The 20,166-nt window shown below is 60.6% G+C and carries 17 protein-coding genes and 1 pseudogene; 9 read left to right on the forward strand and 9 right to left on the reverse strand.

The genetic code is table 11. The features are described 5' to 3' along the window. The first annotated feature begins 139 nt into the window (after positions 1-139). From ACQRC0_RS02745 to ACQRC0_RS02755, 3 genes and pseudogenes are all read left to right on the forward strand, one after another. The gene (locus ACQRC0_RS02745) at positions 140-760 is read left to right on the forward strand and encodes a helix-turn-helix domain-containing protein (protein ID WP_427727582.1); all 621 of its coding nucleotides are present in this window, start codon (positions 140-142) and stop codon (positions 758-760) included. Positions 761-860: 100 nt separating this feature from the next. After that, a complete protein-coding gene (locus tag ACQRC0_RS02750; protein ID WP_427727584.1) occupies positions 861-1,214 on the forward strand; it encodes a hypothetical protein in 354 nt (117 codons plus the stop codon). A gap of 146 nt (positions 1,215-1,360) precedes the next feature. Next, positions 1,361-1,531: pseudogene (locus ACQRC0_RS02755) on the forward strand (helix-turn-helix transcriptional regulator); the annotation flags it as partial. 366 nt (positions 1,532-1,897) lie between these two features. Here ACQRC0_RS02755 and ACQRC0_RS02760 read toward each other — a convergent pair. After that, on the reverse strand, positions 1,898-3,220 hold the full coding sequence (locus tag ACQRC0_RS02760) for a serine dehydratase subunit alpha family protein (RefSeq protein ID WP_427727586.1): 1,323 nt from the start codon (positions 3,218-3,220) through the stop codon (positions 1,898-1,900). A 269-nt stretch (positions 3,221-3,489) separates the two neighbouring features. Between ACQRC0_RS02760 and rpiB the strand changes: the two genes are divergently transcribed. Next, positions 3,490-3,957 carry a ribose 5-phosphate isomerase B gene (gene rpiB, locus ACQRC0_RS02765; protein ID WP_427727588.1) on the forward strand — a complete coding sequence of 156 codons (468 nt, stop codon included), beginning with the start codon at positions 3,490-3,492 and terminating at the stop codon, positions 3,955-3,957. A 228-nt stretch (positions 3,958-4,185) separates the two neighbouring features. On the opposite strand, the gene ndk is transcribed toward rpiB, so the two are convergent. The 4 genes from ndk to ACQRC0_RS02785 all read right to left on the reverse strand — a co-directional run bounded on the left by ndk (position 4,186) and on the right by ACQRC0_RS02785 (position 8,154). Continuing rightward, the gene (gene ndk / locus ACQRC0_RS02770) at positions 4,186-4,590 is read right to left on the reverse strand and encodes a nucleoside-diphosphate kinase (RefSeq protein WP_055251725.1); all 405 of its coding nucleotides are present in this window, start codon (positions 4,588-4,590) and stop codon (positions 4,186-4,188) included. Positions 4,591-4,975: 385 nt separating this feature from the next. Then, positions 4,976-6,406: an argininosuccinate lyase gene (gene argH, locus ACQRC0_RS02775; protein ID WP_427727590.1), complete on the reverse strand. Its 1,431-nt coding sequence runs from the start codon at positions 6,404-6,406 to the stop codon at positions 4,976-4,978. 118 nt (positions 6,407-6,524) lie between these two features. Continuing rightward, a complete protein-coding gene (locus tag ACQRC0_RS02780) occupies positions 6,525-6,695 on the reverse strand; it encodes a hypothetical protein (RefSeq protein ID WP_154515301.1) in 171 nt (56 codons plus the stop codon). Between the two features lie 232 nt (positions 6,696-6,927). Beyond that, positions 6,928-8,154, reverse strand: a complete 1,227-nt coding sequence (locus ACQRC0_RS02785; RefSeq protein ID WP_035138001.1) for an argininosuccinate synthase — start codon at positions 8,152-8,154, stop codon at positions 6,928-6,930. 553 nt (positions 8,155-8,707) lie between these two features. Between ACQRC0_RS02785 and ACQRC0_RS02790 the strand changes: the two genes are divergently transcribed. After that, entirely contained in the window at positions 8,708-9,535 is an 828-nt protein-coding gene (locus ACQRC0_RS02790) for an HAD family hydrolase (protein ID WP_427727591.1), read from the forward strand. 272 nt (positions 9,536-9,807) lie between these two features. On the opposite strand, the gene polA is transcribed toward ACQRC0_RS02790, so the two are convergent. Beyond that, entirely contained in the window at positions 9,808-12,558 is a 2,751-nt protein-coding gene (gene polA / locus ACQRC0_RS02795) for a DNA polymerase I (protein WP_427727593.1), read from the reverse strand. A gap of 166 nt (positions 12,559-12,724) precedes the next feature. On the opposite strand from polA, the gene ACQRC0_RS02800 reads away from it, so the two are divergent. Further along, positions 12,725-14,122, forward strand: a complete 1,398-nt coding sequence (locus ACQRC0_RS02800; RefSeq protein WP_427727595.1) for an aminopeptidase — start codon at positions 12,725-12,727, stop codon at positions 14,120-14,122. A gap of 103 nt (positions 14,123-14,225) precedes the next feature. After that, positions 14,226-15,035: a YaaA family protein gene (locus ACQRC0_RS02805; RefSeq protein WP_427727597.1), complete on the forward strand. Its 810-nt coding sequence runs from the start codon at positions 14,226-14,228 to the stop codon at positions 15,033-15,035. 40 nt (positions 15,036-15,075) lie between these two features. On the opposite strand, the gene ACQRC0_RS02810 is transcribed toward ACQRC0_RS02805, so the two are convergent. Continuing rightward, complete coding sequence (locus ACQRC0_RS02810; RefSeq protein WP_427727598.1) at positions 15,076-15,591, reverse strand: hypothetical protein; 516 nt, start codon at positions 15,589-15,591, stop codon at positions 15,076-15,078. Positions 15,592-15,762: 171 nt separating this feature from the next. Here ACQRC0_RS02810 and thiC point away from each other — a divergent pair, with 171 nt between their 5' ends. Continuing rightward, entirely contained in the window at positions 15,763-17,097 is a 1,335-nt protein-coding gene (gene thiC / locus ACQRC0_RS02815) for a phosphomethylpyrimidine synthase ThiC (RefSeq protein ID WP_427727600.1), read from the forward strand. A gap of 177 nt (positions 17,098-17,274) precedes the next feature. Then, positions 17,275-18,105, forward strand: a complete 831-nt coding sequence (gene thiD, locus ACQRC0_RS02820) for a bifunctional hydroxymethylpyrimidine kinase/phosphomethylpyrimidine kinase (protein ID WP_427719233.1) — start codon at positions 17,275-17,277, stop codon at positions 18,103-18,105. 73 nt (positions 18,106-18,178) lie between these two features. On the opposite strand, the gene ACQRC0_RS02825 is transcribed toward thiD, so the two are convergent. Both ACQRC0_RS02825 and ACQRC0_RS02830 read right to left on the reverse strand, forming a co-directional pair. Beyond that, positions 18,179-18,838: an SGNH/GDSL hydrolase family protein gene (locus ACQRC0_RS02825; RefSeq protein WP_427727602.1), complete on the reverse strand. Its 660-nt coding sequence runs from the start codon at positions 18,836-18,838 to the stop codon at positions 18,179-18,181. Positions 18,839-18,916: 78 nt separating this feature from the next. Beyond that, positions 18,917-20,032 carry a TIGR02452 family protein gene (locus ACQRC0_RS02830; RefSeq protein WP_427727605.1) on the reverse strand — a complete coding sequence of 372 codons (1,116 nt, stop codon included), beginning with the start codon at positions 20,030-20,032 and terminating at the stop codon, positions 18,917-18,919. Positions 20,033-20,166 lie beyond the last annotated feature (134 nt).

Below are 20,166 nucleotides of genomic sequence, written 5' to 3' on the forward strand. Positions count from 1 at the left end.
ATGTCGTATATAAAGCCTTTTGACAGCTCGATTTTGCCCCGTGGGGGTCAAATATAAAGACCTTTGATGGTACGATGCTCGCGTCAATGACATGGTGGCTCTCGACAGGGGTCACCCCGACCCTCTAGGGAGCAAACGCATGGAGCTGGGCTCGCACATCAAGGAGCATCGCACGGAGCTCGGACTGTCCCAAGACGATCTGGCGGAGCGCATCTACGTGTCGCGCCAGACCATCAGCAACTGGGAATGCGGCCGTACGTATCCGGATGTCCAGAGCCTGCTGCTGCTTTCCAACGTGTTCGGGGTGACCGTGGACTCCCTCATCAAAGGAGATGTGGAAACCATGGCACAGGTAATGAACAAAGCGGTCAAGAAGTACAACGCCCTCTCCACAATCACGGTCGTGAGCGCGGTCGTGTTTTTGGTGCTGAGCGCGTGGGCGGCGTTCCAGTTCGAATGGGGCTGGGGCATGCACATCGCGCCCACCGCGGCGTTTGCCGCCGTGGCGCTCGTCGTGATGCTCGTGGCGTTCGTGTATATGGAACGCATGAAGAAGCAGCACGACCTCGTCACGTACCGCGAGGTGTTGGCGTTTAGCCGCGGCGAGCAGGTCGATCGCGACACGCTCGAGGGGCGCCGTGAGCGCGAGATGAACCCTTGGGTCAAGGGCACGCGCAACGCGGTGCAGATCATCATCGGCGCCATCGCCGGCGGACTGGTGGGCGTCGGCATCGGCATGCTCGCCAAGATGCTGAGTTAAAAGCGCGGGTACGCACCCGTTCCCCGAAATGGTATCCCCCTTAGCCCCCATTCTGAAGATGTATGCCAGAATGGGGGCGATTCCCGTTAGGAGGTGCCCCATGAACGTCACCGTACGCGCGTCCCTCATCGCATTGATCGCAATCGTTGGCGCCTGCTGGGCAATCCCCGTCCTCCTGGTGAGGGTCGTCCCATCCGATGCCGGCATGATCGCCATGATGACGCTGATCTACCTCGTGCTCCCCGTAACTGCGATCGCCCTCGGCCTGCTCGCCGCGAACTCCGCGAGGACGCTCTTCTGGATACCCGCGGCGCTCGGAATCGGATCCGCGCTCCTGTTTCCCCTCGCGGTCGAGGGCAGCCGGGACCTTGCGTTCCATGGGGTTGCCTATACCGCAATCGGCTACGCCGCCATGGGCCTGCGCACTTGGATGACTGCTCGACAACATCGCTAAGCCATCGCAGCAACAGTCATGCAGGTAAACCCCGTGCAAAACAGTTTTTGCAGCGCCCGGCAAGCCTTGCCGCATATGATGTACAACAGATTCGATAGCGCACCCGGCGTGTTCGCGGGACGCTCCTTCACGACCGGGAGGTGACGATGGACATCAGCAACCAGATCAAGACGCGGCGCGAGGCGATGGGGCTCTCCCAAGAACAACTCGCCGAGAAACTCTACGTGTCGCGTCAGACGATCAGCAACTGGGAGCGGGACAAGACGTATCCGGACGTCCAGAGTCTGCTCATGCTGAGCATCCTATTCGACACCTCCATAGACACGCTCGTGAAGGGAGACGTGACCGTTATGGAAGAGGCAGTCGAAAGAGATCGCAAGCGCATGGGAACGCGGATGCTATGGCTGGCCGTGCTGATGCTCGCGTTGCTGGCGGTGGCGTTCGCACTGATACTGTCGCCGGCGTTTAACTGGATGGAGGGCACCTGGGGCGCCAGCGTCGCCGCGGCTGCGGCGTTCCTGCCGGCGATAGCGGCGCTTGTTGTCGCGACCGTCCTCGAGCGCATCAAGCGCGAGAACGACCTGGTGACATACCGCGAGATCCTCGCTGTCCGCAATGCAGACAGGTGCTTTACAGCCACAAGCGCGATAGTTTCAACAACAAGATGCAGTGCCCCAGAGCCCCTAGCAGTCGACGATGGTCTTGCCGATCATGATGTTGAGGATCTCGACGTCGGTATCCTTCATGCCAACGCGGCCCACATAGCCCATGCTGGCGATCGTCTCTTCCACCGTATCCTGAATCAGGCCCTCGCCGGCACGGAAGCCGCGGCCCTGCATGGCCATATCGTGGCCCAGAATCGCCGCATCAACGGCAGCGGAAATCTTAGCGGCGCAGCTTGCCTTGGCGCCATCGCACACGATGCCGCCCACGTTACCGAGCGTATTGGAGACCGTCGCGCCGATCTGCTCGCGCGTGCCACCGCACAGCCAGGTAATCGCCGCGCCGGCACCGCACGCAGCGCAAATAGCACCGCAAAACGCCGAGAGCGCACCAATATAGCTCTTGATATGCACGGCAATAAGATCGGACAGCATCACGGCGCGCACCAGGCGCTCGTGGTCGCAGCGCAGGTAGTCGGCATATTCCATAACGGGCAACGCACAGGTAATACCCTGGTTGCCCGAGCCGCACACAATGGCGACCGGTAGCGCACAGCCGTTCATACGGGCGTCAGACCCGGCGGCGGCACGCGCACGCGCACGGCAGGCGACATCGTCGGCGCGAGCGCCCAGCAGCGTACGGCCCACCTCGGCGCCCCAAGCGTTCGCCAAGCCCTCGGCGCTAATAGCGCCGTTCAGCTCAATCTGACGCTCAACGGCAGCGCGGGCGCCCTCAACATCGCCGTCCTCAATAAAGTCGATGATGGTCTCGATCGACATGGGCGTATCGGCGTTATCGGCGGCACGCTCGGCCACGACGCGCTCGGCGCAGGCGGCACACTCCCCCACCGACTTGCCGCACACCGGAATACCGTCGAGTGTATGGCACGTAACATTGGTGTGGTGGTCGGTAATCTCGACGACCGCGGTATGCCCCCCGGCCGTGGCAGTCACCTTGATGTAGAGGTTGGGCACGCCCTCGACAAGCGACACATCGCAGTAGCCGGCATCGGCGAGGAGCTCGGCCACGCGAGCACGGTCTTTATCGTCAACACTCTCGAGCACCTCGAGCGCGCTCTTGGCGTCGCCGCCCACAGCACCCAGCACGGCCGCGGCTTCAATACCATGCATACCGCCCGAGTTAGGCACGGTCACGCTCTTTACGTTCTTGATGATGTTGCCCGAGCAGGCAACATCCATATGGTCGGGTTCGCAGCCGAGCGTCTGGCTCGCCAGCGCCGCTGCATAGGCAACGGCAATGGGCTCGGTGCAGCCGAGCGCACAGACAAGCTCGCGGTTCAAAACATCGCAAAACGCGGTATCACGAAGGGAATCGGCAGGCATAGGTATCTCCTACTTGTATAACGGGCTGGGCTCTCAAAATAGTTCGTTATTTTATTTGATAACAATGCATCAAAAACCACAACCATGGTTCCGGCGGACGGCGCTCGAGCACAAATTGGCGGCATTATTTATGATAAGCCGGTCTTATTGCATGCTAAAGCGTTTGAGCAAAAAACGCCCGAGCGTTTACACAAAAGTCGCGCTATCATGCAGTCGAACGCGGTAAAACCTTTAGCAATCTCGCCGCACAGACCAGAGAGGAAGCATCCATGAAGATCGGTATCGGTAACGACCACGCCGCCGTCGAGCTCAAGAACATCATCTCCGAGCACCTGAAGGAGCGCGGCTGCGAGGTCGTGAACTTTGGCACCGACACCTCCGAGAGCTTTGACTACCCCATCGCCGGCTACAAGGTGGGTAAGGCCGTTGCCAACGGCGACGTCGACCTGGGCATCATCATCTGTGGCACCGGCGTCGGGATTAGCCTGGCTGCCAACAAGGTCGAGGGCGTACGCGCCGTCGTGTGCTCCGAGCCCTTCAGCGCCAAGCTCTCCCGCATGCACAACAACACCAACGTGCTCGCCTTTGGTGCCCGCGTCGTGGGCTCCGAGCTCGCCAAGATGATTGTCGACGAGTGGCTCGACGCCGAGTTTGAGGGCGGCCGCCACGAGCGTCGCGTCAATCTCATCAACGAGATTGACCAGACCCGCGGACTCAAGGTCGTCGACGAGGCTTAAAGACCTACAACACCATACGTTAACGACAGCCCCCGTCCGGAACACACTGAACTGCCTCCCATTTCTTGGACATGAGAAATGGGAGGCAGTTCAGTGTGTTCCGGACGGGGGCTGTTTAGTAGATTTTTGGGATATACCTAGAAATCTACTGGAATAAAAAGGGCGCCGCGGATGGAATTCCGCGGCGCCAAAGCCACACGCTAACAGCTTTGAGGAGTCAAAGCTGGTTTAGCCAAAGAAGCGCTTGATCTCGATCTCGGCGTTCTCCAGGCAGTCGGAGCCGTGGATCACGTTGGCGTTGACATCGACAGCGAAGTCGCCGCGAATGGTGCCGGGGGCAGCGTCAAGCGGGTTGGTAGCGCCCATAAGGGTGCGCATCTTGGAGACGGCGGAGAGACCGGAAACGACCATCTTGACGACCGGACCGCTCGTCATAAAGTCGCAGAGACCGCCAAAGAAGGGCTTGTCGGCCAGATGGGCGTAGTGCTCCTCGACGGTAGCACGCTCGAGCGTGGTCATCTCCATGCGTTCGATGACAAGGCCGCTACGCTCAATGCGAGCGACGATCTCGCCGATCTTGCGATCGCGCACAGCGTCGGGCTTAATCATAATGAAGGTCTTCTCGATAGCCATAAGGTAGCCTTTCAAGTAGGTTCGCGCGTGCCCAAGTCCCATTCCGGCACCCGCCTGGACTGCATCGTAACAGAGTTTTAGCTGCAGTTAAACAAAAAACTGTTTATTGAAACACTACAATTTATTAAAACGTTCCATATGTGTCACTTCTGTTTCGAAGCCCGATTAGAGTACCATCCGACCGCGCATCAACCGCACCGAACCGAGCGGACGGTCGGTTGCCGCCCGTGAACGTAGCCCCTTCACAACCTGCCCAAAGGTCCTACAGAAGTTATCGACAAGCCCCTTCCCCATTACAACAAAATACGGGCGCCCGCAGCAACAGACGCCCGTAAAAGCAAAAACGATTTATCAATAAATGGCCAAAGCCGCTTCAACTAAACCCTTACTTTGCCCCGTGGCCCATCTCGACGACCTTGGTCAGCGATCCAAGCACACCTTCGTCGGCAACGAGTTGTGCCTGGGCACGCTGCAGCTGCACGGCAACGGCGGCAGGGGCGGTACCGCCCTCGGTCGTGCGTGCAGCGACAATCGACGGAATGTCGAGCGCCTCGGTAATGTCGTGCTCAAAGAGCGGGCTAGCCTCTTGGAACACCTCAAACGGCAGGTCCTCAAGATTGCAGCCGCGCTTCTCGCACATCAGGACCAAATGGCCCACCACGGCGTGGGCCTCGCGGAACGGCAGGCCACGCTTGGCCAGGTAATCGGCAACATCGGTGGCGGCAAGGTGCCCCACGCCGCACTCGCGCGCCATGGCATCCTCGTTGACGGTCCAGGTCGAAATCATACCGGCCATAACGGACAGGCACTGCATGAGCGTATGGGCGGTATCGAGCGCGCCCTCCTTGTCCTCCTGCAAGTCCTTGTTATAAGCGAGCGGCAGGCCCTTCATGGTCACGAGCAGCTGCACCAGGTTGCCATAGACTCGGCCGCTCTTGCCGCGGATAAGCTCGGCAAAATCGGGGTTCTTCTTCTGCGGCATGATGGACGAGCCAGTGGAATACGAGTCGGAAAGCGTGATAAAGCCAAACTCGGAGCTCGACCACAGCACGATCTCCTCGGAAAGACGCGACAGGTGCATCGCCATGACGGAGCCGGCGTAATGCAGATCGAGGAGGAAATCACGGTCGGAAACCGCATCGAGCGAGTTGGGAATCACGCCCGCAAAGCCAAGTTCGGCGGCCGTCATCTGACGATCGAGCGGATAGCTCGTACCGGCAAGCGCGGCAGCGCCCAGTGGGCAGTTGTCGGCAGCATCAAAGGCGGCCTTCAGGCGTGTAAAGTCGCGCGCGAACATCCAAGAATACGCCAGCAGATGATGCGACAGCAGCACGGGCTGAGCATGCTGCATGTGCGTGTAACCCGGCAGAATCACCTTGTCGTACTGTTTGGCCGCATTCACCAGCACGTGGCGCAGCTCAAGATTGGCCTCCATGAGCTCCTTGGCCAGCGCCTTGACGCCCAGGCGCGTATCGGTCGCCACCTGGTCGTTGCGCGAACGCCCGGTATGCAGGCGCTTGCCCGCCTCGCCGATGCGACGGGTCAGCTCGCTCTCGATGGACATATGAATGTCCTCGTCGTTGATATCGAAGGTAAAGTTGCCGGCATCGATATCCTGTTCGATTGCGGTCAGACCCTCGGCAATCGCCTGCTCGTCCTTTGCACTGATAATGCCCTGGGCCGCCAGCATCTTGGCATGTGCCTTAGAGCCAGCGATATCCTGCTTATAGAGATGTTTGTCGACCGGCAGCGACGCGCCAAACTCCTGCGTGACCTCGGCCACGCCTGTCTCAAAACGACCGCCCCAAAGAGCCATGGAACCGTCCCCTTTCTCCAAATACCAAAACAAGCGCCCAAAGCAAAGCGCCATGTCGCTAAAGCGATTTATCAACCGCTAGTTTTGCACATTCCCCGCCGTGCGCGAGACCATGTGGCTAATTTGCAAAGAAGTGACGCACCAGGCACTTGGCGCCCATCGACTCCCGCCAGCCGTTGCTCGCCGAGCCGTCAATCCATGCCTTCAGGCTCATAGGGACATCCTCGACCTTTGCAGCATCGAACTCGGGCGCGAGGGCAAGTAAAGCATGCGCGATAGCATTGAACATAATGGATACTCCTCATATATATAGGCGCAGAGCCGCCAAATTGATAGAAGGAGCCCCGCCGGACAACCCCGGCGGGGCTCGGACTCAGCCGCAGACGCGGCATCATATATGCGGGCGGAATGTAGGGGCCACCGATGTTAAGAAGTGTCAGCAAGCATAACGAAAGGTAGGGACCCCATGCGCCCGTTATGTATCACGCGGATGGGCCGCGCGAATACCAAGGGAGAAAGACTTAAGCCTGCGCGGCAGCAGAGCTGGGACCCTGAACCTTAGCCCACGTCTTGAGCGACAGCGTGTCGATCTCGATAAAGCCGGCGCTGGCCTTCTCGTCAAACGTGGTGTCGCGGTCGTAGGTGGCCAGACCGTAGTCATAGAGGCTGAAGGGGCTCTTGCGGCCGACAACATGGCAGTTGCCCTTAAAGAACTTCAGACGAACGGTACCGGTCACGAACTTCTGGGTATCGGCCATAAAGGCGTCGAGTGCATTTTTGAGTGGGCTGTACCACTGGCCGTTGTACACGGCGGTGGCCCAATCCTGCTCGAGCTTAATCTTGGTCTTGAGCAGATCGCCCTCGACGCAAATATCCTCGAGCGCCTTGTGGGCGGTGATAAGCGTCAGGGCGCCGGGAACCTCATAGCACTCGCGGCTCTTGAGGCCCACCAGGCGATCCTCGACCAGGTCCAGGCGACCAAAGCCGTTATCGCCCGAAATCTTGTTGAGGGCGATGACGATCTCGGAGAGCTTCATCTTCTTGCCGTCGACGGCGACGGGCTTGCCGGCCTCAAACTCAATCTCGGTGTAGGTCGGGGTGTCGGGCGTATCCTCGGGATTCTTGGTCATAACCCAGGCGTCGTCGAGCGGCTCGTTCCAGGGATCCTCCAGGTGGCCGCACTCAATGGCACGACCCCACAGGTTGTCGTCGATGGAATAGGGGTTGTCGTTAGCGCCCTCGGGAACCGGCACGTTGTGGGCGTGAGCATAGGCGACCTCGTCGGGACGGCACTTCAGATCCCACTCGCGAACCGGGGCGATAACCTTAAGCTCGGGGTCGAGGGCCTTGACGGCAGCCTCAAAACGAACCTGGTCGTTACCCTTGCCGGTGCAGCCGTGGGCGACGTAGGTCGCGCCAAACTCGTGAGCGACCTCGACAAGCTTCTTGGCGAGCAGCGGGCGAGACAGAGCGGAAAGCAGCGGGTACTTGTTCTCGTACATGGAATTTGCGGCGATGGCCTTGGTCAGGAACTCATCGGAGAACTCATCGCGCAGGTCGAGCACCTGGCAATCAAGAACGCCCAGGTCGAGCGCTTTCTGTTTCTTGGCATCCAGGCCGGTCTCCTCCTGGCCCACGTTGCCGCAGACGCAAACGACATCGAGATTCTTCTCGTCCTGGAGCCACTTGACACATACGGATGTATCAAGACCACCGGAATATGCGAGAACGACTTTTTCCTTGCTCATGGCTGTTTCCTTTCGCCCTTGGTAGCTAGTTAGAACATCGGTCAGTTGCAAGTCATTTCAAGGTCACGTACCGTGCAATATCAGGTTAAATAGCAAAAATCAGCACATACATGCCCTAGAAACATGCAGCAATGTCGTGCTAAAACCCAACGACCTTAAAATGACTCTGTTGAGGCAATTCGCCCCATGCGGACAGAGACGATTGTTATCGTCGTCGGGAAATTGCGCGCTGGCGTCGGATGGCATTGTCTGCAGTGGTGATGATCTTTACGAACTGCATCTGCCTCTCCTTTCACCTATCGCCGGGCGCAATTCTAATATCGCAAACGGTACCTTTTCCTCGGTAAGCGGCTCTTTTGCCGCCTCCGTTTTCGATGGTCGCTATATTACGCTAAAGTGCCTGCTGCACAAGCGACAAATTCAAATTTCTGAAAAGTTTTTTCATTAGTTTGTGAAATGCAGTGCAAATACGCTCCGTTCCTGCGAAAATACGCCTGGTTACGAGTTGATGGTTATAACGTCTGAAACAATTTCGAAACGAAAGGCGCGTTTTATGCAAACTTACGAATCGGACGCCAATATCGGAAACATTAAGCTCATCGCCGTCGACATGGACAAGACGCTGCTGACCGACGAGCGCGTGCTGCCGCAAGGCCTTGACGAACGCCTGGACAAGCTCGCCGAAGCCGGCATCGTATTCTGCCCCGCCAGCGGACGTCCCGCCCCCAAGCTCGAGGAGATGTTCGAGGACATCAAGAACCGCCTCGCTTTTTGCCCCGATAACGGCGCGTGCGTGATATATCGCGGCAACTATATCTATAAGAGCAACATCGATGTGGCGCTCTACCACAAGGTCCTGGCACATGCCGTGGAGGACCCGCGTGCCGTTCCCGTCCTGTGCTGCTATGACGATGCTTACGTTTTGGCGCGCGACCACAAGTACCACGACGAGATCAGCATCTACTATTCTGCCATCAACTACATCGACACCTTTGAGGGTCTTGACGTCGAATCCAACAAGATTTCGATCTTCTTCCCCGCCTACGACGCCGAGCCTGCGTTCCGCGAGACCTATAACCCCGCGTTCTCGGATCAGCTCTACGTCACCAATGCGGGCCGCGAGTGGATCGACTTTATGAACCTGGGCGTCGACAAGGGCGCCGGCGTCGCGCACCTGTGCGAGCACTTGGGCATCGATATCGCCGATGCCGCCGCCGTGGGCGACACCTACAACGATATCCCTATGCTCGAGCGCGTCGGGCATAGCTTTATCGTGGACAATGCCGAGGAGCATATGAACGCGCACGCCAAGTGGCGCATTCCGAGCAACAACGACGGGGGCGTACTGACGCTCATCGACGCCATCTTGGCGGCTCGGTAATCTATCTCGTCGCCATGCCCGGGGCCGGCCGTTTGATTTTTGCTCGGTCAGGTCCTGGGCTCGCTCGAAGGCCACATTAAGTGGCCTTCGGCTCGTGCGGAATCTACAAAAATCAAACGGCCGGCCCCGGGCATGGCTATGTTGACTTGCTTGCCGCCTAGATGGCGTCTTGGGTGTCTAGATACTTGGCTGATTTTTTGGAATGAAGGGGGCTCCTTGTTGGCAAGGAGCCCCCTTCTGCCTTTAGTTACTTTGGAACTGTGGTTGCTTTCCTATTTCGCGTCGGCCCAGGTTATGCCGGTGCTGGCTTCGGCGATGAGGGGTACGCGGAGGTCTACTACGTGTTCCATGACGTCGCGGACCATGGCGGTGAGGCGCTCGACTTCGTCGACGGGGCACTCAAAGTCCAGTTCGTCGTGCACCTGCAAGATCATGTGGGCGGCAAAGCCCTCTTCTTCCAGGCGGCGGCTTACGCGGGCCATCGCGATCTTGATGATGTCGGCGGCGGTGCCCTGCATGGGGTGGTTCATGGCCGTACGCTCACCAAAGCCACGGAGTTGCGGGTTTTTGGCCTTGAGCTCCGGAATATGGCGACGACGGCCATACATGGTCTCGGCGTAGCCCGTCTGCTTGGCGCGCGCCACCACGTTGTCGAGGAACGTGCGCACGCCCGGGTAGGCCTCGTAGTAGCGATCGATCATGCCACGCGCCTCGGCCATCGAGATATGTAGCGACTGCGACAGACCGTACGCCTGCTGACCATACACAATGCCAAAGTTCACGGCCTTGGCGCGACTGCGCAAGTCGGGCGTTACCTCGGATACGGGAACGCCAAACACGCGCGCGGCCGTCTCGGCATGGAAGTCCTCGCCCTCGTTAAAGGCGCGCACCAGGTGCTCGTCACCCGAGAGATGCGCGAGTAGACGCAGCTCGATCTGCGAGTAGTCCACCGCCAAAAAGACACTGCCCTCGCCTGCCGAAAACGCCGTCTTAACGGTACGGCCCAGCTCAGAGCGCGTCGGGATGTTCTGCAGGTTCGGGTCGCTCGAGGACAGGCGACCCGTTGCCGTGATGGTCTGGTTGTACGTGGTGTGCACGCGACCGTCACCACGGCGCAGCGGACCTAGCGTGTCCAGATAGGTCGACTTGATCTTGGACTTCTCACGCCAGTCCAAAATCAGGCGCACGATTTCGTGGTCGCGCGCAAGGTCGCTCAGCACTTTGGCGTTGGTCGAATAGTACCCGCGCTTGGTCTTTTTGAGGCCCTTGGTCGGAAGCCCCATAACGTCAAAGAGCACGTGCGAGAGCTGCATGGGACTGCCGATGTTAAACGTCTCATCACCTGCCAGGTCGCGAATGCTGCGCTCGACCTCGGTGATCTGGGTCGCCAGGCCCTCGGACAGGCTGCGCAGCCGGTCAGGATCTACGAGCATGCCCGCGCGCTCCATCTTGGCAAGCACCGGCACGAGCGGCATCTCAATGCCATCGAACACGTTGGCGGCGTTCTCGCGGGCCATGCGGTCGCGAAGCGGCGCCACGAGTGCCAGCGTCAACGCCACGGTACGGGCAGCAGGAGCAGGAGCGTCCTCGCCAGCACCATCCGCACCGCGCGCCGCAGGCAGCGCCATCTGCAGATAGGTATCGGCCAGATATGCCTCGTCAAACTCGGAGCGGTCGGAATCCAACAGGTACGCGGCAACCACGGTATCAAAGATGCGCACGGAATCGACTGCCAGCGGGTCCATGAGCTCGGGCTCAGAAGAATCGATGGGCGAAAGCTCATGCAGCAACGCCTTCATGTCCGGGCTCGCCACGCGGCCCTCCATAAACAGGCGCGCGAGCACGCCAGCGATAACGCCGTGGGCAGAATTGAAGCCCTCGACAGCGGCAGGCGTGCCGTCATCGGCTTCCTCGAGCGCAAAGAGTCCCTTGGACGTCGCCAGCCACAGCGTACGCGTCAGGCCAAAGAGCGCACCCTCCTCCTTGTCATCGTCCACCACGGCGGCGACCCACTCGCCCGCTTCAATCGCGCGAGAGATCTCGGCCGCCACAGCAGTAAGTGCCTCAGCATCGCCGGCGGCGGCACGCGAAACCGCGGGTATCTCGAGCGCGCTGGCAGCGGGCACGACCCCGCCCTCGCCGCCAATCAGCGCCAGGAAGCGGTTCTGCATGGCCGTAATGCCAAGTGCGCCCAGCGCCGCGGACACCTCATCGGCAGAAAACGATGGGAAGGACGTCGCGTCAAAGTCGAGCTCGACAGGTGCATCGGTGCGGATGGTCGCAACCTTGCGACTCAGCAGCGCATCGTCGATGTGTGCACGCAGGTTCTCGCCCATCTTGCCCTTGACCTCGTCAGCATGCGCAATGACCTCGTCCAAGCTGCCGTACTGCGCGATGAGCGCGCTCGCCTTTTTGGGGCCGATGCCCGGTACGCCGGGAATGTTGTCCGACGTATCGCCCTTCAGGCCGTAAAAATCGGGCACGAGCGCCGGCGTAATGCCGTGATACAGGTCGTCCACGCTCTCGGGCGTCATGATCGCCACGTCGGACAGGCCCTTGCGAGTCGAGACCACGTTGACGTGCTCGGTCACAAGCTGATACATGTCACGGTCGCCGGTCACCAGCAGCATGTCGCAGCCGGCCTCCTCACCCAGGCGCGCCATGGTTCCCAGGATATCGTCGCCTTCCCAGCCCTCGGACTGCAGAATTGGCACGTTGAGCGCCGTGAGCAGCTCCTTAATCATGGGAAACTGCGCATGCAGATCGGGGTCCATGGGCGGGCGCTGCGCCTTATACTGCGGCAGCATCTCCATGCGCACGCGCGGCTTGCCCTTGTCAAACGCCACGACCACACCGTCGGGGCTAAAGGCATCGATCATCTTAAGAAACATGTTCAGAAAGCCAAAGATCGCGTTGGTGGGGCGACCGTCCGGCGCGTTCATGGTCGGCGGCACGGCGTGGAAGGCGCGGTGCATGAGCGAGTTGCCGTCGATAACGGCAAAGGTGCGGCGCTTGTCAGACATATTGAATACCTCGCTTTGGACTGGGCACGGCTTGCTCACTCCAGTTTACACGCTCCCCGCCCCGCGGCCACCGCGCATCAAGCTCCCCCGCCACCGTGAGCCCGCGCGTGATACGATGGCTCACGGTACAACAACCAGCACGATCGATCCGAAAGGAGCCTGCGTCATGGAGCGTCCCTGCGCATGGAAAAAGTACACGCCACAGCAAATCGAGGAGCTCGAGGAGCTTTGCCGCGGCTATAAGCAGTTTTTGAGCGAGAACAAGACCGAGCGCCTGTGCGTCAAGACCGGCATCAAGATGGCCGAGGAGGCGGGATACGTCGACCTGGAGACCGTGATCGCCGAAGGCCGCGCGCTCAAGGCAGGCGACAAGGTGTACGCCGCCAACCACGGCAAGGATCTTATGCTCGTCAACCTGGGCACCGCCCCGCTCGAGCAGGGCTTTAACATCCTGGGCGCCCACGTGGACTCGCCGCGCCTGGACCTCAAGCAGAATCCCGCCTTCGAGGCCGGCGACATGGCCTACCTCGACACGCACTACTACGGTGGCGTCAAGAGCTACCACTGGGTGGCCTCCCCGCTCGCACTCGTGGGCGTCATCTGCAAAAAGGACGGCACCACCGTCGACATCAACATCGGCGACAAGGCCGACGATCCGGTCTTTACCATCTCCGACCTGCTGATCCACCTCTCGAGCGAGCAGATGTCCAAGCCCGCCAAGGACGCCGTCGACGCCGAGATCCTCGACGTGATCGTGGGCGGCCGTCCCGTAAAATTTGACGAGGACGACAAGGACGCCCCCACCGAGCCCGTCAAGCAGATGTTCCTGGATATCCTCAAGGAGCAGTACGACGTCGAGGAGGAGGACTTCCTCTCCGCCGAAATCGAGGTCGTGCCCGCCGGCCCCGCCCGCGACATGGGCCTCGACCGCTCCATGATTTTGGGCTATGGCCACGACGACCGCGTCTGCGCCTACCCCTCCATGCTCGCCCAGATCAATGTGGCCAACGTGGAGCGCACGAGCATCACGCTCATCGTCGACAAGGAGGAGATTGGCTCCGTGGGAGCCACCGGCATGACAAGCCGCTTCTTCGAGAACACTGTCGCCGAGATCATGACGCTCGCCGGCGAGGGCAGCCCGCTGGCCCTGCGCCGCGCACTCGCCCGCAGCCGCATGCTCTCCTCTGACGTATCCGCCGGCTTCGACCCAGGCTACGCCGGCAAGTTCGAGACCAAGAATGCAGCCTTTATGGGTCGCGGCCTGTGCTTTAACAAGTACACGGGCAGCCGCGGCAAGGGCGGTTCCAACGACGCCGACGCCGAGTATATGGCCCTCATCCGCGACATTATGGACGAGGCCGGCGTGGACTTCCAGACCTGCGAGCTCGGTCGCGTCAACGCGGGCGGCGGCGGCACCATCGCCTACATCATGGCCAAGTACGGCATGAACGTCATCGACTCCGGCGTTGCCGTCCTGTCCATGCACGCCCTGTGGGAGGTCGCCAACAAGGCCGATATCTACGAGGCCTATCGCGGCTACAAGGCCTTCCTCGAGCGCGCATAATCAACCCTTCATCAGTTGCGGTGAGATACGGACTAAACTGGCCCATAAACGGCCAAAACAGACCGTATTACACCGCAACTTCCTTTTTGGCAGAGGAGAGTCCATGCTGCAGGTCATCATTTCGCCCGCCAAGCAGATGCGCGCGGCCCAAGATGCTTTTGAAGTCCTGGGCATTCCACCCTTTGTGCGCGAGACGGCTCGCCTCCACCGCGCACTGCTAGATATCGAGCGGAATGAAGGCAGCGGCAGCCTGCAGGCGCTGTGGAACGTGAGTGACAAACTGCTGGGGCCCTGCCTCAACACCCTGCATGAGTTCGAGCCCATCTTGCAAAACGGCGATCTCGACAATCCCGCACTCGCCCGTCACCTCTCCCCTGCCGTCATGTCCTATCACGGCATTCAATACCAAAGCATGGCGCCCGAGGTGATGGATTCCGCACAGCTCGCATGGCTGCAAGACCATCTGTGGATCCTCTCGGGCCTTTACGGATGCGTACGCCCCTTTCATGCCGTTGAACCGTATCGGCTGGAGATGGGCGCGAAGCTTGCCGTCGACGATGCCCGAGACCTCTACGCGTTTTGGGGCGACAAGCTCGCACGGGTCATCGCTCCGGCAGGCTCCAACGCCACGATCGTCAACCTCGCCAGCGCGGAATACGCCAAAGCCGTTCTGACCCGCCTCACCACCGACACCACGGTCGTCACATGTCTCTTTGGTGAAGGCATCCGCAACGGCAAGCCCATCCAACGCTCGACCGCCAGCAAAAAAGCGCGCGGCTCCATGGTGCGCTGGATGGCAGAAAACAAGTTCGAGGATGTAAGCGGGCTCACCGCGTTCGACGTTGGTTATCGTTACTTTCCCGAGCTTTCAAATAAAAACACTTTGGTCTTCCTGAACGAACAGGCCTTGTAGGACTACCACTACTTTTGAATGTGCTGCCTAGGCACGGCGTCTATTCCGCCAGGCCGTCGGCTTTTGCAATCTCGGTCGTCGAGCCATCTTGGTAGGTAACCTTAACGTGCTCCACCTCGGACGCCTCAACACCCGACGGAGGCTCCAGGCGCCATTCCGTCAGGGCTATATCCATGGTCGTGGGTACATCCCCCTGATTTTTGAGCTCGACCGACAGCGTCTTAAGCGACGCATCGAAGGTCACACGCTCGATCTCTTCACCAGGAATGGAACCACCGCTCAGCTGCAGTTGCACAAACTTGTCGCGCGGATACCAATAGTCGCCCGGCGCGGCAACAGTATTGCCACCCGCGACCTTCGCCGTCATAATCGGCAGGCTATCGTCCGCCTCAAACGTCCAGGAAACTCCCCCACGCCCGCCAAATGTCCAGATACAACAGGCAATCACCATCACGACAAGAATCGCGAAACCAATTGCGACCAGCCCATGATGGGCGCGGCTCTCCTCGGCCGACACATCCCACTGCGTCTCTCGATACAGATGCTTGTCTTCCATGTTCGCCTCCCCGCGGGCATGCTCGTCGCGTCAATCGTACCCATTCGAGCTATACTTGAGCCCACCACATAAACGGGGAGCTTGCAGGACAAGACGGCAGGCTGAGACTGGGCGCGCCCGCCCTGACCCGCAAACCTGATATGGGTAATGCCAACGAAGGGAGCCGTGCCAATGAGCACACAGACCGAGCCCAAGCTCGTCACGCAAATCGACTTCGCCCGCGCCGGGCAAATCACACCGCAGATGAAGGAGGTTGCCGAGCGCGAGCATCGCGACCCCGAGTACATCCGCGAGCGCGTGGCCGACGGCCGCATCGCCATTCCCGCCAACATCGTGCATATCAAAAAGGGCATGCGTGCCTTTGGCGTCGGCGAGGGCCTGTCTACCAAGGTCAACGTCAACCTGGGCATCTCGGGCGACAAGGCCGATGCCGCCGAGGAATGGAAGAAGGTCAAGATCGCCGAGGACTTTGGCGCCGACGCCATCATGGACCTCTCCAACTCGGGCAAGACGCGCCAATTCCGCCAGCAGCTCATCGACGAGACGCCGCTCATGGTGGGCACCGTCCCCATGTACGACGCCATCGGCTACATGGAAAAGCCGCTTGTCAAGCTTACCAAGGACGACCTGTTCGAGGTCGTGCGCGCGCACGCCGAGGACGGCGTGGACTTTATGACCGTCCACTGCGGCATCAACAAGTCGGTCACCAAAACCTTTAAGGAGACCGGCCGTCTCATGAACATCGTCAGCCGCGGCGGCTCACTGCTGTTTGGCTGGATGGAGGTCACCGGCAACGAGAACCCCTTCTACGAGTACTTTGACGAGCTGCTCGAGATCTGCCACGAGTACGACGTGACGATTTCGCTCGGCGACTCCTGCCGCCCGGGCTGCCTCTACGACTCCAACGACGCCACCGAGACCGCCGAGATGATCGAGCTGGGCAAGCTGTGCAAGCGCGCTTGGGCCGCCGGCGTCCAGGTCATGGTCGAGGGCCCGGGGCACATGGCGCTCGACGAGATCGCCGCCAACATGAAACTGCAGAAGCGCCTGTGCCACAACGCCCCGTTCTACGTGCTCGGGCCGCTGGTGACCGATATCGGCGTGGGCTACGACCACATCACCGCAGCCATCGGTGGCGCCATCTCCGCGAGCTCGGGTGCCGACTTTTTGTGCTACGTGACACCGGCAGAGCACCTATGCCTGCCTAACGCCCAGGATGTGCTCGACGGCCTCATGGCCACCAAGATTGCCGCACACGCCGCCGACATCGCCAAAAAGGTGCCCCACGCCCGCGACATGGACGACAAGATGGGCCAGGCACGCCGCAAGCTCGACTGGGACGCCATGTGGAAGTGCGCGCTCGACCCGGTCACCGGCAAGAAGCGCTACGAGGAATCCCCCGCCGCCACCGAGGGCACCTGCACCATGTGCGGCAAGATGTGCGCCGTCCGCACCGTCAACAAGGTGTTCGAAGGCACGACGATCGACCTCGGCATGGAGGACTAACTCGTCACCGGAGCCATAATCGGCCACAAGGCGTTCGTCAATTGTTGACGTGTGAACATTTTCTTACATTTACGTAAAGATTGCACCACCCGCCCGGGATCGGCATACAGCCGGCCCGGGCAACTTTATAATGTGGGCAGGAGACCCATTTGAATCCGACCGAACAAGGGAGCGAACATGGATCGCAGTAAGGTACCAGCCGTTCTATCCATCGCAGGATCCGATTCCAGCGGCGGTGCCGGCATTCAGGCCGACATCAAGACCATCACGGCGCACCGCCTGTATGCCGAGACGGTCATCACGGCCATCACCGCACAGAACACCCTAGGCGTCACCGCCGTGCAGAACATCTCCCCGGATATTGTCGCGGCGCAGATCGATGCCGTTTTTGACGATATCCGCCCCAGTGCCGTCAAGATCGGCATGGTTTCTTCTGCCGAGATTATCGAAGTCATAGCCGACCGCCTGAGCGCCTGGGACGCACAAAATATCGTCGTCGACCCCGTCATGGTCGCCACTTCGGGCGCTCGTCTCATCGCCGAGGACGCCGCCGAAGCGCTTACACGCCGCCTGTTCCCGCTGGCGACCGTCATCACGCCCAACATTCCCGAGGCCATGGCGCTGCTCGACTACGAGGTCGATTCCGAGCGCACACAGCAAAACGCTGCCATGCTCCTCACCCGCCGCTTTGGCTGCGCGTCCCTCGTTAAGGGCGGGCATTTTGTCAACGAGGCCAACGATGTGCTAGCAGAGCCCGCGCCGCTCGATGACGAGGGCAACCACCTGGGCGATCCGCTCACCACGTGGTTCCGCCACAAGCGCATCGAGACCGACAACACGCATGGTACCGGCTGTACGCTTTCGTCCGCCATCGCCTGCGCGCTGGCCCAGGGCATGGATCTTGCCGATGCCGTCAACGCCGGCAAGGCCTACCTAACCGGCGCTCTCGCCGCCGGCCTGAACATGGGCAAGGGCTCCGGCCCCGTCAACCACATGTGGCAGTACTAAAAAGCCAGCAGCCAAAACCACCGCACAAACCACCGCAAAGGCGCCTGTCCCTTTGTGGTGGTTTGGGGTCGCGCTACTGACCGAGCATCTCTTGGAGCTTGGCTGCCACGGCATGGCCCAGGCTCTCGTGGCTTTCGGGCATCATGTGCAGATAATCGATATCGCCCGGCTCGGCAAAATCGGCGGCATTCAAAAAGTCGCAGCCAAACTGCTCAGCGACATACGCATAGTATTCGGCAAAATGCTCCGAGGCCTCGACGGAACGCTCGTCAAAGTCGGTCATGTACACATCGGCGATCTGCGGTTTAATCTTGATAGGCGCCATCAGCAGAATGCGCGGGCAGGGCGCAGCGTCGGTCCACGGAAACGCGCGGACGGCGCGAATCAGCGCCATGGCGCCACGGGCGATATCGGAAGCTGTCACGTTAAAGACCGTCTTGCAGTCGTTGGTGCCCAGCATGATCACAATGGCGTCCATCGGCTTATGGGCCTCGAGCAGCATCGGCAACGCGCGGATACCGTTGAGATTGGTGTCCAGATGACACATATCGTCGCGCACCGTTGTGCGGCCGTTTAGGCCTTCCTCAATCACATGCCAGCCCTCGCCCAGGTCGCGCTGGGCCACGCCGCACCAGCGCACATCGTGCGCATAGCGCACCGCGGTGCCATCGCGCATGCCCGCCGGATCGTAGCCATAGGTATTGCTGTCACCAAAGCACAGGACGTTTTTCATCGCAAACCCCTCCTTCAGCAAAAAGCCGACGGGAGCAGCCCCTCCCGCCGGCTCGACCTATCTGTCAGCGCGCACCGATTACAGATACTTGCGCCAGTCGTCATCATCCTCGTCGTCCTCGGCAGCGGCATGAGCCTGCTCGGCGGCACGGGCGGCCGCGGCACGGGCGGCAACCTGGGCATAGGACTCCTCGTTGCGCTCGGGGAAGCTTGCCAGCACGTGCTCGAACTTGGCAAAATCCTCGTCCCAGCGCGTAGAGGGCACGGCAAAGAAGACCTGCTTGACCTTAAAGTCGCCCGATGCGAGCTCCTTGCGGAAGAGCTCGGCCACGGCCTCGGCGTCAAAGCCGTTGTTGTCACAGCCCCAGGCGCCCAGCACGAGCTTCTCGCGACCAAGCTCGTCGCAGATGGCCAGCACAAAGCGGATACGATCGCGCAGGGCGTCCAGCAGGGCATCGTCACCCACGCGATACTCCTGGCGAGCGCGCTTGGCGTTGGGCGCAGCGGCAACGATCACGTCGGCGTACGCATGCACGTGGTTACGGTCGAAGCGCACCGCAGGCACCACCAGCGCGCGGTTGCGGTACAGCTCACAGTTGATGTTGCGGCGACGGTTCTCGCCGTACCATTTGCGCTGCTTATCGAGCACATTGTACAGATACGAATCGGCACAGAGCGTGGCCTCCTGACCCAGATAGCCCTGGATGTAGCCACCGCCCGGGTTGGTGAACGAGGCAAAGGCGAGCACGGCCATGTCGCAGAACTGCGCGTAGCCTCGGCCGTTATCCAGAATGGCCTGCGTGGCAGAGGCGTCGAGCACGGTGACCTCGGGCAGGACCGGAGCGGGCTCCTCGGCAGCAGGCGCGGGCTCGGTCTCCGTGGCTTCCTCTGCGGGCACAGGCTCGGCCACGACCTCGGTCTCGGCAGGCGCAACCTCGGTGGCCTCAGACTCATCGGTAACCTGCTCTTCGGCAGCAGCCACCTGGGCCTTAGCCTTCATCGCCGCGACAAATCCGGCAGGCATGCCCTCGAACTCGCGCACGCCGGCAAGCGAGCGCTCGATATCCTTTGCGCACGCTTCGGACACAGTCGCCACGTGACGCTCGGCGGCCTTGGCACGGGCCTCGCGCTTGGGATTGGGCTGTCCCGCGCGGTTGGGCCTACGGTTACGGTTCCTGTTGTCGACGTCTGCCATAAGTGGTCACCTTTCTCGGTCGCTGCCGCTATCGGCTTTTCCCATCCATGATACCCCGCCGCGTACAAAAAAGGCGGCCCCGAAGGACCGCCTTTCGCATCGATTTGCGCGCGGCAAGCACCGCTGCAATCTGG

Source organism: Collinsella sp. SGI.033 (assembly GCF_050315135.1).
Lineage (GTDB): Bacteria > Actinomycetota > Coriobacteriia > Coriobacteriales > Coriobacteriaceae > Collinsella.

What these genes read in the sequence shown, in the direction of transcription:
- thiD (WP_427719233.1), top strand. Translation starts at nt 17,275, where the DNA reads ATGGATCGCAGTAAGGTACCAGCCGTTCTATCCATCGCAGGATCCGAT.
- ACQRC0_RS02805 (WP_427727597.1), top strand. Translation starts at nt 14,226, where the DNA reads ATGCTGCAGGTCATCATTTCGCCCGCCAAGCAGATGCGCGCGGCCCAA.
- ACQRC0_RS02810 (WP_427727598.1), bottom strand. Translation starts at nt 15,591, where the DNA reads ATGGAAGACAAGCATCTGTATCGAGAGACGCAGTGGGATGTGTCGGCC.
- ACQRC0_RS02790 (WP_427727591.1), top strand. Translation starts at nt 8,708, where the DNA reads ATGCAAACTTACGAATCGGACGCCAATATCGGAAACATTAAGCTCATC.
- rpiB (WP_427727588.1), top strand. Translation starts at nt 3,490, where the DNA reads ATGAAGATCGGTATCGGTAACGACCACGCCGCCGTCGAGCTCAAGAAC.
- ACQRC0_RS02745 (WP_427727582.1), top strand. Translation starts at nt 140, where the DNA reads ATGGAGCTGGGCTCGCACATCAAGGAGCATCGCACGGAGCTCGGACTG.
- ndk (WP_055251725.1), bottom strand. Translation starts at nt 4,590, where the DNA reads ATGGCTATCGAGAAGACCTTCATTATGATTAAGCCCGACGCTGTGCGC.
- ACQRC0_RS02825 (WP_427727602.1), bottom strand. Translation starts at nt 18,838, where the DNA reads ATGAAAAACGTCCTGTGCTTTGGTGACAGCAATACCTATGGCTACGAT.
- argH (WP_427727590.1), bottom strand. Translation starts at nt 6,406, where the DNA reads ATGGCTCTTTGGGGCGGTCGTTTTGAGACAGGCGTGGCCGAGGTCACG.
- thiC (WP_427727600.1), top strand. Translation starts at nt 15,763, where the DNA reads ATGAGCACACAGACCGAGCCCAAGCTCGTCACGCAAATCGACTTCGCC.
- ACQRC0_RS02785 (WP_035138001.1), bottom strand. Translation starts at nt 8,154, where the DNA reads ATGAGCAAGGAAAAAGTCGTTCTCGCATATTCCGGTGGTCTTGATACA.
- polA (WP_427727593.1), bottom strand. Translation starts at nt 12,558, where the DNA reads ATGTCTGACAAGCGCCGCACCTTTGCCGTTATCGACGGCAACTCGCTC.
- ACQRC0_RS02830 (WP_427727605.1), bottom strand. Translation starts at nt 20,032, where the DNA reads ATGGCAGACGTCGACAACAGGAACCGTAACCGTAGGCCCAACCGCGCG.
- ACQRC0_RS02780 (WP_154515301.1), bottom strand. Translation starts at nt 6,695, where the DNA reads ATGTTCAATGCTATCGCGCATGCTTTACTTGCCCTCGCGCCCGAGTTC.
- ACQRC0_RS02750 (WP_427727584.1), top strand. Translation starts at nt 861, where the DNA reads ATGAACGTCACCGTACGCGCGTCCCTCATCGCATTGATCGCAATCGTT.
- ACQRC0_RS02800 (WP_427727595.1), top strand. Translation starts at nt 12,725, where the DNA reads ATGGAGCGTCCCTGCGCATGGAAAAAGTACACGCCACAGCAAATCGAG.
- ACQRC0_RS02760 (WP_427727586.1), bottom strand. Translation starts at nt 3,220, where the DNA reads ATGCCTGCCGATTCCCTTCGTGATACCGCGTTTTGCGATGTTTTGAAC.